Source organism: Methylobacterium sp. HMF5984, from assembly GCF_045033435.1.
In the GTDB taxonomy this organism is placed as follows: Bacteria; Pseudomonadota; Alphaproteobacteria; order Rhizobiales; family Beijerinckiaceae; genus Methylobacterium.
Map to the genome: position 1 here is coordinate 3,552,835 of NZ_JBJFLN010000001.1, position 16,665 is coordinate 3,569,499.

Consider the following 16,665-nt stretch of genomic DNA (forward strand, 5'->3'; position numbering starts at 1 on the left):
CTTCCGTTCGGCTAGGCGTCGAAGCCTCGAAAACGATCAGGCGATCCTGGATGCGCGTTCTTCCTCTGCTCCTGCTCACTGCGCTCGCGGTGTCGGGCTGCTCGGTTCTTCCGGCTTCGGGTCCGACGGCGCGTGCCGTGGAGGCGGGGGCGGAGCTGTCGACGCCGGAGGGGCTGCTGGCGCGCTACGAGCTGGTGGACGTGACCCCGGCGGTGATCGAGGCCCTGCGCGGGCGCCCGCTCGACAGCCTGCTGGCCTCCTTCGGCGACAAGCGCCCCTCGATCGAGCCGGTGATCGGCGTGGGCGACTACGTCTCGGTCTCGGTCTGGGAGGCCGGGTCGGGCGGCCTGTTCTCCGGCCCGCTCGTCGCCGACCGCTTCTCCGCCGGCTCGAAGTCGGCGCTGATCCCCGAGCAGGCCGTCGGCCGCGACGGCGCGATCTCGGTGCCGTATGCCGGGCGCATCCACGTCGCCGGACGCCGCACCCAGGACGTCCAGACGCTGATCGAGAACGAGCTCGCCGGCAAGGCGATCCAGCCGCAGGTGCTGGTCTCGGTCACCAAGCCGATCTCCCAGGCCGTCACCGTCACCGGCGAGGCGGTGGCCGGCGCCCGCCTGCCGCTGTCGACCGGCGGCGACCGCCTCCTCGACGTCGTGGCCTCCGCCGGCGGCGTGCGCTCGCCCGTCTCCGAGACCTTCGTGCGCCTCTCGCGCGGGGACCGCACCACCACCGTGCCGATGACGACCCTGGTGGCCAACCCGCGCGAGAACATCTACCTGCGCCCCAACGACGTGCTCACCCTGGTGCGCGACCCCCAGACCTTCCTGGCGGTCGGCGCGCTCGGCAACGCCACCGAGCTGCCGTTCTCGGCCGAGGGCATCACGCTTGCCCAGGCCTTGGCCAAGGCCCGCGGCCTGTCCGACTTCCAGGCCGACCCGGCCGGCACCTTCGTGTTCCGCTTCGAGCCGGCCGCCGTCGTCCGCCGCCTCAACCCGGCCTCGCCGCTTCTGACCACCCCCGTGGTCCCGGTGGTCTACCGCATCGACATGCGCGACCCCAACAGCCTGTTCACCTCCCAGGCCTTCCGCATGCGAAACCGCGACCTCGTCTACGTCTCCAACGCCCCCTTCACCGAAGTCTCCAAGGTCGTCAGCGTCTTCTCCACCGTCGCAGGCCCCGTCGCATCCGCAGCCTCCGTCTACGCCTACTCACGGTAGGCGTTTTCCCCGCCCGACGCGGTGCCTCCGTCCGCGATGCGTCGCCGGCCGACTTGCCCGATCGCGGGTTTTCCCGGAAACAGGCGGCCGTCCGGGACGCGGCTCGGTGTTTGGTCCGCTGCGGTGCCGGAGGTGCGTCGATGCCGAGAAGGGGCCTGATGACGATCGGACGCGCTTCCCGGTTCGACCCGACCCTGGCCCAGTCCCGCATCCGCAGCCTCCGTGCCGGCCTCGCGCTGGCGGTGCTGAGCGTGTTTCCCGCCTGCGCCGACGTGGTGGTCGGCGTCGCGGTCCCGCGCTCGGGCGCCTACGTCTCGGTCGGCGAGCAGGTGCTGCGCGGCGTCGAGGCGGCGGCCCGCGACGCCAACGCGAAGGGCGGCCTCGACGGGCAGGCCATCCGCCTCGACGTGCAGGACGACGCCTGCGATTCCAACACCGCCACGGCGGTCGCCAACCACTTCGTGCGGTCCGACGTGGGCCTCGTCGTCGGCCACGTGTGCTCGAACGCCTCGCTTGCGGCCTCGGAGATCTACAGCCAGAACGGCGTCGCGATGATCACCGCGGCCTCGGTCTCGGCGAGGCTGACCGATCGCGGTCTGCCGACGATCTTCCGCGTCTGCGGCCGCGACGACGACCAGGCGCGCCTCTCGGCGATCGTGCTGGCCGAGCGCTTCCGCGACCGCAAGATCGCCCTGCTCCAGGACCTGACGCCGGCCGCGCGCGCGCTCGCCACGGCGACCAAGGACAACCTCAACCGCATCGGCATCAACGAGGCGCTGCTCTCCGCCTTCTCGCCGAGCGATGCCGACGACGCGGCCTTGGCCGACCGGCTGAAGGCGGCCGGCATCGAGGTCGCCTATTACGGCGGCGACGCCGCCGAGATGGGCCGGCTCGTGCGGATCTCGGCCGAGCGCGGCTTCCGGCCGCAATGGTTCGGCACCTCCGCGATCGCCACGTCGGATTTCGCCAAGATCGCCGGCGGGGCGAGCAACGGCGTGCTGATGACCTTCTACCTCGACCCGAGCCGCCAGCCGGCGGCGGCCGAGGTGGTGAAGGCGTTCAAGGCCGAGGGCGGCGACCCGACGGGCTCGACGATCTACGGCTATGCCGCGCTGCAGGCGCTGGTCGCGGCAGCCAACTTCGCCCACACGCAGGACCCCAGGCGCATCGCCGCGACGCTGCACGCCGAGCGCTTCGACCTCGTGCTCGGGACCGTCGGCTTCGACGGAAAGGGCGACGTCACCGCCCAGGGCTACGTGCTCTACGTCTGGAAGGACGGCGTCTTCACCCCCGCGCCGAAGTAGCCCGTCCGCTCAGGCGGCCTCGGCGGCGTCGACCTCGGGCCCGCGGCCGAGGCCGCGCAGCAATTCGGCGAGGTGCGGGCGTACGCCGAGCTGAAGCTTGTGCAGGCGCCGCACCGCCGCGTCGAGCGTGCCCCGGCGGTCGAGCATCGTGTCCGCGAAGCCGATCATCCGCGCGTTCGGCCAGGCCGGCTCGCGGATCGCGTGCAGGCGCCGGACCAGCACCTCGGCGTCGGCCTCCGGCTCGGCGTCGCTCATCAGGATCAGCAGCGCCGCGGTCGAGCGCGACAGGCCGTAATGGCAGTGGACGAGGAGATGCGCGGCAGGTCCCGCCTCGCGGTCGCGCCCGAAGGCCAGGATCGCGGCGACGTGCTCGGGCTCCGGCGGGACCAGCCCCTCGCCCGGTCCGAGGCAGTCGTGGAAGTGCAGGGTCGTGCGCCGATGGGGGCCGTAGGCGGCGAAGTCCGCCGGCTCCGGCGTGCCCGGATCCAGCAGCGACAGCACGCGGTTGACGCCGCGGTCGCCGTGGCGCGCGAGCTCTTCCAGTCCGCAGACGGTGTGGAGGGTGATGGAGGCGGGTGTCACGACGGCGGGGCCTAGCACGGCACGTCGACGGTTTCGAGACCCGCACCGGACGTGCTAGGGGCCGCGGGATCGCAGCCGATGCCGAGGGAGGTGCCATGACGACCGTGAAGCGACGTGCGCTCCTCACCGCTGGGTTCGGAGCCGCCCTCGCCTCCCCCGCTCTTGCTTCCCCAGCACTTGCCGCCACCCCGGCCCAGGGCGGTCCCGAGGTCCGTTGGCGGCTCGCCTCGGCCTTCCCGAAGAACCTCGACATCCTGTTCGGCGCGTCGGAGACGCTCGCCCGCATCGTCGGCGAGGCGTCCGACGGCCGCTTCGCGATCCAGGTGACGGGTCCCAGCGAGCCGGTGCCGGCCGACGGGCTTCTCGATGCGGTCGCGGCTGGAACCGTCGAGATGGGTCACGGGCCGGCCACCGTCGCGGCCGGCAAGGATCCGACGCTCGCGCTCGCGACCGCGCTGCCCTTCGGCCTCAACGCCCGCGGCCAGAACGCGTGGTGGCTCGCCGGCGGCGCCAACGACCTGTTCGCCGACCTGCTCGCGAAGAACGGCCTGGCGAGCCTGCCGGGGGGCAACACCGGCGCCCAGATGGGCGGCTGGTTCCGGCGCGAGATCAAGACGGTTGCCGACCTCCAGGGCCTGAAGATTCGCATCGGCGGCCTCGGGGCGCAGGTCCTGGCCAAGCTCGGCGCCGTGCCGCAGGCGGTCCCGGGGCCGGAGATCGCGGCCGCGCTCGAGGCCAAGCGCCTCGACGCCGCCGAGTGGATCGGCCCCTACGACGACGAGCGCCTCGGCCTGCAGAAGGCCGCGCCGATCTACCATTATCCCGGATTCTGGGAGGGCGGCGCCATGCTGCACTTCTGGCTCAATGCCGAGACGTGGAAGGCGCTGCCCAAGCCCTACCGGGCAATCCTCCAGGCGGCCTCGGCCGAGGTCGCCGCGGACGTCCAGGCCAAGTACGACGCCCGCAACCCGGGTGCGCTCCGCCGGCTGGTGGCGACCGGGGCGCAGCTCCGCCCGTTCCCGCAGGACGTGATGGAGGCAGCGCTGAAGGCCGCCAACGACGTCTACGCCGAGATTGCGGGCAAGAACCCGGACTTCCGCCGCATCTACGAAGCGATGAAGACCTTCCGCAACGAGGAATATCTCTGGTTTCAGGTGGCGGAGTATACCTACGACAATTTCATGATACGAGCGCGGGCGCGCGGATAAGCGCGGTGCCGCAGTTTCGGTTTTCGTGGCAAGATCGCGATCCTCGGAGGTTTGCCCGCGGCTGCAAGTCCCAAGCCGTCGCGGGATCGCGCCGAAACTGTCGCGGAACAGCGTTCGATGATGCCCGATGACGATCTCGTTCCCGAGACCTTCGACGACGTGCCGGAGCGCTCCGGGCGTTGCCTGATCGTCGGCGTCGGGGCCTCCGCCGGCGGGATCGAGGCGCTGGAGGGCTTCTTCCGCGGCATGCCGAGCCTACCGGGGCTCGGGATCGTCATCGTGACGCATCTGAGCCCGTGGCGCGAGAGCGTCCTCCACGAGATCGTCTCGCGGTTCACGGATCTGCCGGTCGAGGTGGCCGCCGACGGCCACGCGGTCGCGGAGAACCACGTCTACGTCCTGCCGGCCGATGCCGTCGTCGGCATCCGCAACGGGATCCTCGTCGTGCAGCGCCAGGGCGCCGACCAGCGCGAGCGGCACCCGGTCGACATCTTCCTCAGCGCCCTGGCGGCCGACCAGGGCGAGCATTCCGGCGGCGTCATCCTGTCGGGGGGCGATTCGGACGGGACGCTCGGCATCAAGGCGATCAAGGAGCATGGCGGCATCACGCTGGCCCAGGTCGCCAACGGCGACGGGCCGCAGCACCCGGAGATGCCCTCCAGCGCGATCGCGACCGGGTACGTCGATTTCGGCGTTCCCTCCCACGAGATGGGCGACAAGCTCGTCGCCTATCGCCGAAGCCTGTCGATGACCGATGCGATCCTGACCGGCGGCGGTCCCGACGAGGCCGGCCGGTCTCCCGACGAGCTGCGCGGCGAGATCTACGCGATCCTGCGCGCCCAGGTCGGGCACGATTTCGGCGGCTACAAGACCAAGAGCTTCCTGCGCCGGGTCCAGCGCCGGATGCAGATCCTCCAGGTCGAGGCCGTCGCCGCCTACGTCGAGCGGCTCCGCCGGGATCCGGCCGAGGTCTCGGCCCTGTTCCGCGACCTCCTGATCAACGTGACCACGTTCTTCCGCGACGCCGACGCCTTCGCCGTCCTGAGCGAGAGCGTCATCCCGAAGCTCTTCGAGGGCCGCGGCGCCGACCAGACCGTCCGGGTCTGGGTGCCGGGCTGCGCCACCGGCGAGGAGGTGTTCTCGCTCGCGATCCTGATGCTGGAGCACATGGAGACGCTGAGCGCGGTCTGCCGCGTGCAGATCTTCGCCACCGACATCGACGAGCACGCCCTCGGCGTCGCGCGGACCGGCCGCTATCCGGAGCAGCTGCTCGACGGCGTCTCGCCCGAGCGCCGCCGCCGCTTCTTCGTTCGGGACGGGGCGAGCTTCGTGCTGACCAAGCCGGTGCGCGACCTGTGCATCTTCTCGCCCCACAGCGTCATCCGCGACCCGCCGTTCTCGCGGCTCGACATGGTCTCGTGCCGGAACCTGCTGATCTATTTCGGGCTCAGCATCCAGAACCAGGTGCTGCCGACCTTCCACTACGCGCTGAAGCCCGGCGGTTTCCTCTTCCTCGGCATGTCGGAGAACCTGAGCCAGTTCGCCGACCTGTTCGCGCCGATCGACAAGAAGCACCGCATCTTCCGCAGCCGCGCCGACCACGCGACGGAGCCGCGCGTTCCGCTCGCCCTCAGCGGATTGCGCGCGATGTCCCAGATCGGAGATCTGCGGCCGCGTCAGTCGGGCAGCAGCAGCCTGGCGCTTCGCCATTCGGTCGAGGTGCAGGTTCTCGAGCGGTTCTCGCCGCCCCACGTCGCCGTCAACCGCCAGGGCGACGTGGTCTACTACTCGAACCGGACCGGCAAGTACCTCGAGGCGGCGCCGGGCCTTCCCACCCGCCAGCTCCTGACGATGGCGCGCAAGGGCCTCAGGCTCGAGCTCCGGGCGGCGTTCCGCGAGGCGGTCGACACCAACGCTCAGGCGGTGCGCGAGGGACTCGTCGTGGAGGGCGACGACGGCCGCGTGCAGATCGTCACCGTGACCGTCGAGCCCCTGGTGGCGCAGCGCTCCGAGGAACCGCTGTTCCTGGTGCTGTTCAGCGACGAGGGGCCGTCGATCAGCCGCGAGGCGGCGCAGAAGCGCTCGGTCTCGGCCCAGGACGAGGTCGCGCTCCAGCTCGAGCGCGAGCTGCGCGAGACCCGCGAGCGCCTGCAATCGCTGATCGAGGAGTACGAGACCGCGCTGGAGGAGCTGAAATCCTCCAACGAGGAGCTGGTCTCGGTCAACGAGGAGCTGCAATCGACCAACGAGGAGCTGGAGGCTTCGAAGGAGGAGCTGCAATCGGTCAACGAGGAGCTCTACACGGTCAACGCCGAGCTGAACGGCAAGGTCGAGGCGCTGGACCGCGCCAACACCGACCTGCACAACCTCTTCGCCAGCACCGACATCGCGACGGTGTTCCTAGACGCGAAGCTGGTGATCCGCAGCTACACCCCGGCGGTGACGGAGATCTTCAACATCCTGCCGAGCGACCGCGGCCGCCCGATCACCGATTTCGCCGGCCGGCTGACGCTGCCGAACCTCGCCGAGGACGTCGCCGCGATCATGCGGGGCAGCGACACGATCGAGCGGCAGATCGACCGTGGCAAGGACGCCGCACGCTTCCTGGTGCGGCTCGCGCCCTACCGGAACGGCGAGAACCGGATCGAGGGCGTCGTCGTCAGCTTCATGGACGTCACCGTGCTCGCCCGCGCCGAGATGAGCCAGCGCGTCCTGGTCGCGGAGCTGCAGCACCGGACGCGCAACCTCCTGGCGGTGGTCCAGTCGATCGCTCGCCAGACCCTCGGGACCGGGCCGGCGGTCGAGGGCTATGCCGAGCGGCTGAAGGCGCTCGGCCGGGTGCAGGGCCTGTTCGGCCGCTCCGACAGCGGTGCGGTCGACCTCGCCGAGCTGGTGCGGCTCGAGCTGCATGCGCATGGCGGCGAGGAGAACGACCGGATCACCGTCTCGGGGCCGTCCGTCGCCTTCGACTTCGAGCACGTCCAGACCTTCGCCCTCGCGCTGCATGAGCTGGCCACCAACGCGGTCAAGCACGGTGCCCTGGCGCAGGCCGAGGCGCGCTTGGCGATCGGATGGACCTTGGGCGCGAGTCCCGCCGGCGGGCGGCTGCTCGTCCTCGACTGGATCGAGAGCGGCGTCGTCATGCCGGCCGCTCCGGAGCGCCGCGGCTTCGGGCGCGACCTGATCGAGAAGGCCCTGAGCTACAGCCTTCGCGCCCAGGCCCGATTCGAGCTCGGGACGGACGGTGTCCGTTGCCGCATCGAGATGCCCCTATGAGTTGTAGCGTCAAGAGGTTACACCTGTATCCGTCAGGCGGCGTGACCGGCGCGGCCTGCGCGGCGGCCAGGTTCGAGACGGCATGACCAATCCCTTCATTCGGAAGCTGGAGAACTTCACCCGCTTCTCCCTGGCGGATCGGAAGGCGCTCTCCGACGCGACCGCCCAGAACCTCCGCCGGCTCGGCGCGCGCGAGGACATCATCAACGAGGGCGACGAGCCGCGGGCCGTCAACCTCGTCCTGGAAGGCTGGGCCTGCCGCTACAAGCAGCTGCAGGACGGGCGCCGGCAGATCATCGCGTTCTTCCTGCCGGGCGACCTCTGCGACCCGCACATCTTCACCCTGCGCCGCATGGATCACGCCGTCGCTTCCCTGACGCCGGTGACACTGGCCCGGATCACGCAGGAGACCATCGAGGGCATGACGGCGGCCTCGCCCCGCATCGCCGAGACGCTGTGGTGGGAGATGCTGCACAACGCCGCCGTTCAAAGGGAATGGACCGTCAGCCTCGGGCAGCGCTCGGCCGTCGAGCGCCTTGCCCACCTGCTCTGCGAATTGTATCTGCGCCTGCGCGCGGTCGGCCTCACCGAGGGGACGGCCTACGACCTGCCGGTGACGCAGGCCGACCTTGCCGACACCCTCGGCCTGTCGAGCGTCCACGTGAACCGAACCCTCCAGGAGCTGCGCGGCGCGGGCCAGATCACCTGGAAGGGCCGACGCGTGACGATCCACGACCTGCCGGCGCTGATGGCGCTCGCCCTGTTCGACCCCGGATACCTCCACCTCGATCACGAGGGCGCGCATCTCGATGCGAACTGAGGTCGGCCTCGCACCGGACGCCGAGACCTGCCAAGCTGCCCCGGAACGAAGCGACCGCTTCGCAGGGACCGGGGCCCGATGACCATCGACGGTCGGATCGCCGCGCTCGAGGCCGAGAACGCAGCCCTGCGTCGGCACCTCGGCGCGGCCGGGCTCGACCTCGGGTCGCCGCCGGCGACCTCGACCGCACCGGCGATAGTCGCGGTCCTCCATCGGACCCGCAACACCCTGGCGATGATCCGCGCGATCATCCGACGCTCGGCGGACACCGATCGCAGCGTCGAGGAGTGCCTGATGCGCCTCGACGGCCGCCTCGGGGCGATCGCCCGCGTGCAGAGCGCGGGGATCACCGCTGCGTCCTGCGGCATCGACCTGCACTCGATCCTCGCCGACGAGCTGCTGGCCCTCCTCGCCCGCGAGGGCGAGCAGGTCGAGATCGACGGGCCGAAGGTTCTGCTGGCGCCCCGCGCCGCCGAGGTGTTCGCGCTCGCCGCCCACGAGCTCGCCAACAACGCGATGGAATACGGGGCGCTGACGATCCCCGACGGCCGCATCGCCGTCGCCTGGCGCCTGGAGCCCGGCGCGGCGGCTCCGATCCTGTCGCTCACCTGGACCGAGACCGGGCTGCACGACCTGCCGGCCGAGCCCGCGCGCTGCGGCTTCGGCACCGAGATGCTGGAGCACACGCTGTGCTACGAGTTCGGCGCGGAGACGACTCTGGCCTACGCTCCCGGCGGCCTGCGCTGCACGATCCGCTTCGCTCTGGTGCCGAGGATCGGCATCGTGCCCGACCCGTCGGCGGACGAGGACGGGCTCGACGCGTAGGTTGTTTGGATCGGACGGTCAGGCCCCGAACAGCGCGTGGGCGATCGCGCCCGGTTCCACCGGCTTCTCGCAATGGGCGACGTCGGCGTAGCGCGGCGGCACCATCTCCCGGTCGTAGCCGGTCGCGAAGACAAAGGGGATGCCGCGTGCCGCCAGCGCGTCGGTCAGCGGAAAGACCATCTCGCCCTGCAGGTTGATGTCGAGAACGGTGGCATCGAGGTGGCGCGTCTCGGCGAGCAGCGTCAGGCCGTCGGCGACGGTGGCGGCCGGCCCGACCACCTCGGCGCCCCCCGCCTCGAAGCTGCGCGCCAGGTCGGAGACGATGAAGTCGTCGTCCTCGACGAGCAGGACGCGGCGCTTGGCCAGCGGAGCCGGCACGGTTCGGTGGCCGAAGGGGTCCATCGTGCTCACGGTTCTTCCAGCCTCGTATCCGGCGACAGTATCGCACGGATCCGCGCGAGAAAGCGGCCGTGAACGCGCGGCGGGCGCGTCCGGCGGTCAGGGCGTGCGCTTGCGCAGCACGAAGGTGCCGGAGGCGAGGAATTTCTGCGCGCGCTTGCCGGTGTCGACCTCCGTCGTGAACACGTTCCCGCGCGAGTCGACGGCAAGGTTGTGGACCCAGTGGAATTGCCCGGCGCCGCGCCCGTTGCGGCCGAAGGCGCCGAGGGTCTCCCCGGTGGCGCGCGACAGGGTGCGGACCTCGTTGTTCGCCCCGTCGGCGTTGAGGAGGAAGCTCTCGTCGGCATCGGGCCACAGGGCGAGTTCCCAGACCGAGCCGTTGGCGCGGGTGTTGGTCTCGACGAACATCTCCTTCACGAAGCTGCCGTCCTTCCTGAAGACCTGGATGCGGTCGTTGGTCCGGTCGCAGACGTAGACGAGCCCGTCGCGTGCGATCTTCACGCAGTGGACCGGGTTGGCGAATTGCTGCGACGGGGCGGCGGCGGGATCGTAGGGCGGCAGCTTGTCGTCGGTCGGCGGCCGGCCGTAGGCGCCCCACATGCGCTTGAACGCCCCGGTTTCGGAATCGAACACGATGATGCGGTGGTTGTAGTAGCCGTCGGCGACGTAGACCTCGTTGGCGGCCGCGTCGAAGTCGACGTTGGCGGGCTTGCCGAGCCGGCTGGTGTCGCGGCTGTCGGTCTGCGGCCCGGACTTGCCGATCTGCATCACGAACCGCCCGTCGGCGGTGAACTTGAGCAGCTGCCCGTCGTTCGCGCCGTTGCCGGCGATCCAGACGAAGCCCTTCGGATCGACCTGGATGCCGTGCTCGTTCTCGGGCCAGTCGTAGCCCTGCCCCGGCCCGCCCCAGGAGCGCAGCACCGTGCCGGCCTGGTCGAACTCGAGGACCGGGGGCGCCGGCTTGCAGCACTTGGTCCGCGGCGGATCGAGGCTCGCCGCCTTCTCGTCGTCGGTGAGCGTGCGCGGGCGCTGGACCACCCAGACATGGTCCTGGGCATCGACCGCGACGCCGGCCGCCTGCCCCATGATCCAGTCGTTCGGCAGCGGCTTCGGCCAGGCCGGGTCGACCTCGAAGGTCGGCACCTCAACGGCACCGCACGGACCGACCGCCGTCGCGGCCCAGAACAGCCCGACCGCCAGCGTCTCGCCGAGCTTGCGCATGTGGATCCCCTCCCGGCGGCGCACTTCCGGCGCCTGCGGGCGCAGTCTGCGGCGGGTCTCGGCGGGAGGCCAGGGGGCGGGGGTGTCGGCGCGGCGCGACGGGTGACAGATCCACCACAACCGTCGGGCGCAGCGCCTCGCGACGATCGCGCCCGCGGGACGACCACGCCCAAGAAAAAAGGCCACTCCCGAAGGAGCGGCCCGAAGTCTAGGGAGGAAACGCCCAAGAAGGGCAACAGGACCGCGACGCCATCGCCGTCCCGCGCTGCACAACCTGATCCTCCCGATCGGAAATGCAAGGGGTTTCGGTCAGTGATCCTGTCGTTTCTCGCCGGCCGGCTCGGGTCGATCGCGGCATGTGTTGAAAATGTCGCAGGCGCGCGCAGCCATTTTTCGGCCTTCGATGGCCGGGCTGCCGCCGGTCGATTATCGGCAAGTCTCTGACAAGACACAAGTTTTGAGCATTCCCGCCGGAGCATCGAAGCGGGCGGGACCGCTTGCGATCGCGTCTCGCGCGCAGCGGGACGATCGCGCTCCACGCTCTAGCTGAGCCGACACGGTTCCGCGATGCGAGCCGGCGGGGACGACGCGACGACATGGCGATTCACGAAAAGCGCTTCCGGGTCCTCAACGATGCCGCACCGCGGCAGGGCGGAACCTACGTGCTCTACCTGCTGCAGCAGGCGAACCGGGCGCATCACAATCCGGCGCTCGAATTCGCGATCGAGGAGGGCAACCGTCTCGGTCTGCCGGTGGTGGCCTGCTTCGGGCTCCTCGACGGCGCCAGCGGGTTCCCCGAGGCCAACGCCCGGCACTACGCCTTCCTGCTGCAGGGGCTCGCCGATGCGAAGTCTGGGCTCGAAAAGCGCGGCGTCGGCTTCGTGATGCGCAAGGCCTCGCCCGCCGAGATCGCCATCGACCTCGCCCGCGACGCGGCGCTCCTCGTGCTCGATCGCGGCTACCTCGCGATCCAGAAGCGCTGGTACGGCGAGATCGCGAAGGCGGTCGAGGCCCGCGTCGTCCAGGTCGAGGGCGACGTCGTGGTGCCGGTCGAGGTCGCCTCCTCCAAGCACGAGTTCGCCGCCCGCACGCTTCGGCCCAAGCTGCACAAGCTCTGGGACGACTTCCTTGAGCCGCTCTCGGCCCGCAAGGTCGCGCACGGGGCCGACGGCCTGAAGCTCGCCAGCGAGATCGACGTGTCCGACCCGATGAAGGTCCTGGCCGGCATGAGCCTCGACACCGAGATCGCACCGGTGAAGCGCTTCGTCGGCGGCGAGACCCAGGCCCGCAAGCGCCTGAAGGCGTTCCTGGCGGACGGGCTGTCCGGCTACGGCAACGGCCGCAACCGGCCCGAGGCGGCGGCCGCCTCGCACATGAGCCCCTACCTGCATTTCGGCCAGATCTCGCCGGTGGAGATCGCGCTCGCCGTGCGCGCAGCCAAGGACGGCGACGGCGACGACCGCGGGGCGTATCTCGAGGAGCTGATCGTCCGGCGCGAGCTCGCCTCCAACCACGTGTTCTACACCGACGGCTACGACGACTACGCCAAGGCGGTGCCGGACTGGGCGCAGAAGACGCTGGCCGAGCACGCGGACGATCCGCGGCCCTACCGCTACACCGAAGCGCAGCTCGCGGCCGGCGAGACCCACGACCGCTACTGGAACGCCGCTCAGGCCGAGATGCGCGAGACCGGCTACATGCACAACCAGCTGCGCATGTACTGGGGCAAGAAGATCCTCGAATGGTCGCCCTCGCCGAAGGTCGGCTTCGAGCGGACGCTGCGGATCAACAACCGCTACTTCCTCGACGGGCGCGATGCGAACTCGTTCACCAACGTCGCCTGGGTCTACGGCCTGCACGACCGCCCGTGGGCACGCCGCAAGGTGTTCGGCACCGTGCGCTATCAGAGCGAGAACTCGCTCAAGAAGTTCGATGCCAAGTCCTACGTGAAGACCGTCGAGACGCTCTGCGCGGCGGAGAAATAGCCCCCCTGCCCCTCGGGGCATAGCAAGCTCCTCGCGGGAGCATGTTCCAAGATCACCGGATCGGGGAACATGCTCTTCCTTGTCGTGAAGTCGCATTTTTCTCACGCGAGCCGCCATTCACCGCGTTCGAAAATGCTTTAAGCCACGGGGGCTGACGCAACCCGGCTCCGGTCGGCTTGCCGAGGCGAGCGTGCCCCGTCCGTGTCGAGTTCTCGCGCCATGCCGCCCCGTTTCCGCACCCGCGCGTCGATCGCGCGCCTGCGCAGCGCCTCGATCGGGGCCTATCCGCTCTGGCGCGGACGGCTGCTGTTCCTGGTCGGCGGCATCTGCGTCGGCCTCGCCGCCGTCCTGATGGCGCGATGCGCCGACGCGGCGCAGGTCGGCTTCAAGGCGCTCGTCGGCGTATCGCCGCTGGCGGCGCTCGTCGTGACGCCCGCCGGCTTCGCGCTCGCCGCCCTGCTGGCGCGAACGGTGTTCCCGAACTCGCAGGGCTCCGGCATCCCGCAGGTGATCGCGGCGCGCCACACCCGCGATCCGGGCTTTCGCCACCGGCTGATCTCGCTCCGCGTCGCCTTCGGCAAGATCGTGGTGATGACGCTGGGGCTCGCCTGCGGCGCCTCCTCGGGCCGCGAGGGGCCGACGGTGCAGGTCGGCGCGGCGATCATGGCCGCGGTCGGGCGCCTGACGCCGGACCGGCTGCCCGGCCTGATCCTCGCCGGCGGTGCGGCCGGCGTCGCGGCCGCCTTCAACACGCCGCTGGCCGGCATCGTCTTCGGGATCGAGGAGCTCGGCCGCGCCTACGAGCCGCGCTCGTCCGGCCTGATCGTCGCCGGCATCGTCGCGGCCGGCCTCACCTCGCTCTGGCTCGTCGGCAACTACACCTATTTCGGGACCAGCGACGTGACGCTGCCGCTCGGCAAGGGCTGGCTCGTCGTCGTCGTCCTCGGAGCGGCGGGCGGCTTCGCCGGCGGCGTGTTCAGCCGCCTCGTCATCCTGTTCGCGCGCGGGCTGCCGGGCCGCGCAGGCCGCTGGATCGCCCGGCATCCGATCGCCTTCGCGGGTCTCTGCGGCCTCGGCGTCGCGCTCGCCGGGCTCGCCTCGGGCGGGTCGGTCTACGGAACCGGCTACGAGGAGGCGAAGGCGCTGCTGCACGGCGATTCCGCGGCGCGGCTCGACTTCGCGCCGTTGAAGTTCTGCGCCACCGCCCTGTCGGCGATCAGCGGGATCCCCGGCGGCCTGTTCGCGCCCTCGCTCGCGGTCGGGGCCGGCCTCGGGGGCATGCTGCAGGACGTCTTCCCGGGCGTGCCGATCGGCGCGCTGGTGCTCACCGGCATGGTCGCCTACCTGGCCGGCGTGCTGCAGGCGCCGATCACCGCCTTCGTCATCGTCACCGAGATGACCCAGGACCACGCGATGATGATCCCGCTGATGATCGCGGCGGTGCTGGCCGACGCCGCCTCGAAGACGGTCTGCCGCACCGGGCTGTACCACACGCTCGCCGAGATCATGCTCGCGCGCGCCGAGCCGGCGAAGGACGAGACGCGAATCGAGGGCGAGAAATAACGGATCGAACGCGCGCGCGGGCGGGAACGGTTGAGCTTGGCCCGCATTGATCGGTCGCCTTCCCTGCCGGCCGTTCGCCGGTTCGTTCCGGAGTGTTCGGCATGACCCTTCTCAAATGGGCCCTCATCTGCTTCGTCGTCTCGGTGATCGCCGGCGGCCTCGGCTTCACCGGGATCGCCTCGGGCGCCGGATCGCTCGCCCGCATCCTGTTCGGCATCTTCCTGGTCATCGCCATCGTCATCGTGGTCATCGCCTTCGCCGTCGGGCAGGCGGTGTTCTGAGGCCCGGACGGTGGCCTCGGATACGCGGCCGGGCGCCGTCCTGAACGGGCGCACCTGCCTCGTCACCGGCGCCACCTCAGGGATCGGCTACGAGGCCGCCCTGGGGCTGGCGAAGGCCGGCGCCCGGGTCGGCATCGTCGGCCGGGACGCGGGGAAGGTCTCCGCCTCGGCGCGCGCGATTTCTGCCGCGGTGCCCGGGGGGGCGGTCGACACCTTCGTCGCCGACCTCTCGTCGCAGGCCGAGATCCGGCGTCTGGCGGGCGAAGTCCGTGCCGCCTACCCGCGCCTCGACGTGCTGGTGAACAACGCCGGCGCGATCTTCGACCGTCGCCTCGTCACCGTCGACGGGTTGGAGCGCACCTGGGCCCTCGATCATCTCGGCTACGTGCTGCTCACCCTCGAGCTCCTCGACCTGCTGAAAGCTTCCGGCCGGGCAGGGGCCGCGTCGCGGATCGTCAACGTGGCCTCGGCCGCCCACACCCGCGGCCGCATCGCCTTCGACGATCTCCAGGCCGAACGTTCCTACGGCCCGATGCGGGCGTATGCGCAGGCCAAGCTCGGCAACGTGCTGTTCACCTACGCGCTGGCCCGCCGCCTCGCCGGCACGCCCGTCACGGTGAACGCCCTGCATCCGGGGGTGATCGATACCGGCTTCGCCAAGAACACCGGGGGCGCGTTCGGCTTCGCCTGGAACCTGATCCGGCCGTTCCTCACCAAGCCCGCCGAGGGCGCGACGACGACGCTGCACGTGGCGACCGCGCCGGCGGTCGAGGGCGTGAGCGGCCGCTACTTCGCGCGCAGCCGCGAGACGGGGTCGTCGCGCCACAGCCGCGACGAGCGCGTGCAGGAGCGGACCTGGGTGCTGAGCCTGCAGCAGATCGGGCACGCGCCCCGGTAGGGCGCACCCGACCTTTTCCCGCACCGTCAGCCGCCCGTCGCCTCGGCGGCGACCCTGCCCATCGCGGGTACGGATGCCGCGCGCGCCTGCGCCTCGATGAACACGCGGGTCACGTTCGGGACGCGGGCCTTCAGGTCGCGGTCGAGGCGCGCCGAGACCCGTTCGACCTCGCCCGCGCTGAGGTCGTCGGCCATGTCGAGGCTGACGTTCACCAGGATGTCGGACGGGCCCATGTGCTGGGTCAGCACCTCGTTGACGGTGTTCACCCCCGCTTCCGCGCCGACCACCTCCTGGATCGCCGCGACGACCTCGGGGTCGGCGGCCTCGCCGATCAGCAGCCCGTGGGTCTCGATCATCAGGAAGATCGCCATCCCGACCAGCACGAGGCCGATGCCGACCGACGACCATCCGTCGAGGGCCGGCCTGTCGAGCACGTGCGCCAGCACCACGCCGGTCAACGCGATGACCAGGCCGATCAGGGCGGCGACGTCCTCGACCAGGATGGTGAACAGCGCCGGGTCCTTGCTCCGCCGGATCGCGCTGAGCGGCGAGCGGTCGCCCTTCTCGGCCCAGAACGCGCGCATCGCGACGAAGCAGGAATAGCCCTCCGCCGCGACCGAGAAGCCGAGGATGGCGACGTTCACCCAGAACCCCGGCAGCGGGTAGCCGAACAGGCTCGCGTCGGCCGCCGGCTCGGGGTGCCGGATCTTGTGGGCGCCCTCGTAGATCGCGAAGATGCCGCCGCCGAGAAAGATCAGCAGCGCAACGATGAAGGCGTAGAAGTACACCTCGCGGCCGTAGCCGAACGGGTGCTTGGCATCCGCCGGCTTCTTTGCGCGCTTCAGGCCGACGAGCAGCAGGATCTGGTTGGCGGTGTCCACCACCGAATGCGCGCCCTCGGCCAGCATGGCGGTTGAGCCGGTGAGGAAGGCGCCGACGAACTTCGCCACGGCGATGGCGAGGTTGGCGCCGGCGGCGGTGTAGATGGCGCCGGTGCTCTCATGTGCCATGCGTGTGGGGTCCTGTCCGATCGCCGGGTCGGATCGCAGCTGGGCCGCAGCGATCCGACCACAAGCGCATGGACCG

14 protein-coding genes are annotated in these 16,665 nt (G+C 70.7%); 10 read left to right on the forward strand and 4 right to left on the reverse strand.

All coding sequences use genetic code 11. From position 1 onward, the window contains the following. Window positions 1-50 precede the first annotated feature (50 nt). Both ACFZ8E_RS17190 and ACFZ8E_RS17195 read left to right on the forward strand, forming a co-directional pair. Complete coding sequence (locus ACFZ8E_RS17190; protein ID WP_147725611.1) at window positions 51-1,217, forward strand: polysaccharide biosynthesis/export family protein; 1,167 nt, start codon at window positions 51-53, stop codon at window positions 1,215-1,217. 158 nt (window positions 1,218-1,375) lie between these two features. After that, window positions 1,376-2,521 (forward strand): branched-chain amino acid ABC transporter substrate-binding protein, encoded by a 1,146-nt coding sequence (locus ACFZ8E_RS17195; protein ID WP_243931686.1) that lies wholly within the window; start codon window positions 1,376-1,378, stop codon window positions 2,519-2,521. A 9-nt stretch (window positions 2,522-2,530) separates the two neighbouring features. Here the strand turns inward: ACFZ8E_RS17195 and ACFZ8E_RS17200 are convergent, their stop codons facing one another. Continuing rightward, the gene (locus tag ACFZ8E_RS17200; protein ID WP_405043325.1) at window positions 2,531-3,103 is read right to left on the reverse strand and encodes a tyrosine phosphatase family protein; all 573 of its coding nucleotides are present in this window, start codon (window positions 3,101-3,103) and stop codon (window positions 2,531-2,533) included. A gap of 95 nt (window positions 3,104-3,198) precedes the next feature. Here ACFZ8E_RS17200 and ACFZ8E_RS17205 point away from each other — a divergent pair, with 95 nt between their 5' ends. The 4 genes from ACFZ8E_RS17205 to ACFZ8E_RS17220 all read left to right on the forward strand — a co-directional run bounded on the left by ACFZ8E_RS17205 (window position 3,199) and on the right by ACFZ8E_RS17220 (window position 9,232). Beyond that, window positions 3,199-4,311: a TRAP transporter substrate-binding protein gene (locus ACFZ8E_RS17205; protein WP_243931690.1), complete on the forward strand. Its 1,113-nt coding sequence runs from the start codon at window positions 3,199-3,201 to the stop codon at window positions 4,309-4,311. A gap of 117 nt (window positions 4,312-4,428) precedes the next feature. Next, the gene (locus ACFZ8E_RS17210; protein ID WP_405043326.1) at window positions 4,429-7,587 is read left to right on the forward strand and encodes a CheR family methyltransferase; all 3,159 of its coding nucleotides are present in this window, start codon (window positions 4,429-4,431) and stop codon (window positions 7,585-7,587) included. 82 nt (window positions 7,588-7,669) lie between these two features. Next, window positions 7,670-8,407 carry a Crp/Fnr family transcriptional regulator gene (locus ACFZ8E_RS17215; RefSeq protein ID WP_147725607.1) on the forward strand — a complete coding sequence of 246 codons (738 nt, stop codon included), beginning with the start codon at window positions 7,670-7,672 and terminating at the stop codon, window positions 8,405-8,407. A gap of 78 nt (window positions 8,408-8,485) precedes the next feature. After that, the gene (locus ACFZ8E_RS17220) at window positions 8,486-9,232 is read left to right on the forward strand and encodes a sensor histidine kinase (RefSeq protein ID WP_405043327.1); all 747 of its coding nucleotides are present in this window, start codon (window positions 8,486-8,488) and stop codon (window positions 9,230-9,232) included. A gap of 18 nt (window positions 9,233-9,250) precedes the next feature. Here ACFZ8E_RS17220 and ACFZ8E_RS17225 read toward each other — a convergent pair whose 3' ends face one another. Both ACFZ8E_RS17225 and ACFZ8E_RS17230 read right to left on the reverse strand, forming a co-directional pair. Then, window positions 9,251-9,634, reverse strand: coding sequence for a response regulator (locus ACFZ8E_RS17225; protein WP_405044402.1), 384 nt, complete (start codon window positions 9,632-9,634; stop codon window positions 9,251-9,253). 96 nt (window positions 9,635-9,730) lie between these two features. Then, a complete protein-coding gene (locus ACFZ8E_RS17230; protein WP_405043328.1) occupies window positions 9,731-10,852 on the reverse strand; it encodes a hypothetical protein in 1,122 nt (373 codons plus the stop codon). 596 nt (window positions 10,853-11,448) lie between these two features. Here ACFZ8E_RS17230 and ACFZ8E_RS17235 point away from each other — a divergent pair. From ACFZ8E_RS17235 to ACFZ8E_RS17250, 4 genes are all read left to right on the forward strand, one after another. Continuing rightward, window positions 11,449-12,837 carry a deoxyribodipyrimidine photo-lyase gene (locus ACFZ8E_RS17235; protein ID WP_147725605.1) on the forward strand — a complete coding sequence of 463 codons (1,389 nt, stop codon included), beginning with the start codon at window positions 11,449-11,451 and terminating at the stop codon, window positions 12,835-12,837. A gap of 219 nt (window positions 12,838-13,056) precedes the next feature. Next, a complete protein-coding gene (locus ACFZ8E_RS17240) occupies window positions 13,057-14,400 on the forward strand; it encodes a chloride channel protein (protein ID WP_147859935.1) in 1,344 nt (447 codons plus the stop codon). Between the two features lie 101 nt (window positions 14,401-14,501). Continuing rightward, entirely contained in the window at window positions 14,502-14,681 is a 180-nt protein-coding gene (locus tag ACFZ8E_RS17245; protein ID WP_147752961.1) for a DUF1328 domain-containing protein, read from the forward strand. A gap of 40 nt (window positions 14,682-14,721) precedes the next feature. Then, complete coding sequence (locus ACFZ8E_RS17250; RefSeq protein WP_405044403.1) at window positions 14,722-15,579, forward strand: SDR family NAD(P)-dependent oxidoreductase; 858 nt, start codon at window positions 14,722-14,724, stop codon at window positions 15,577-15,579. A gap of 26 nt (window positions 15,580-15,605) precedes the next feature. Here ACFZ8E_RS17250 and ACFZ8E_RS17255 read toward each other — a convergent pair whose 3' ends face one another. Continuing rightward, complete coding sequence (locus ACFZ8E_RS17255) at window positions 15,606-16,589, reverse strand: cation diffusion facilitator family transporter (protein ID WP_147843920.1); 984 nt, start codon at window positions 16,587-16,589, stop codon at window positions 15,606-15,608. Window positions 16,590-16,665 lie beyond the last annotated feature (76 nt).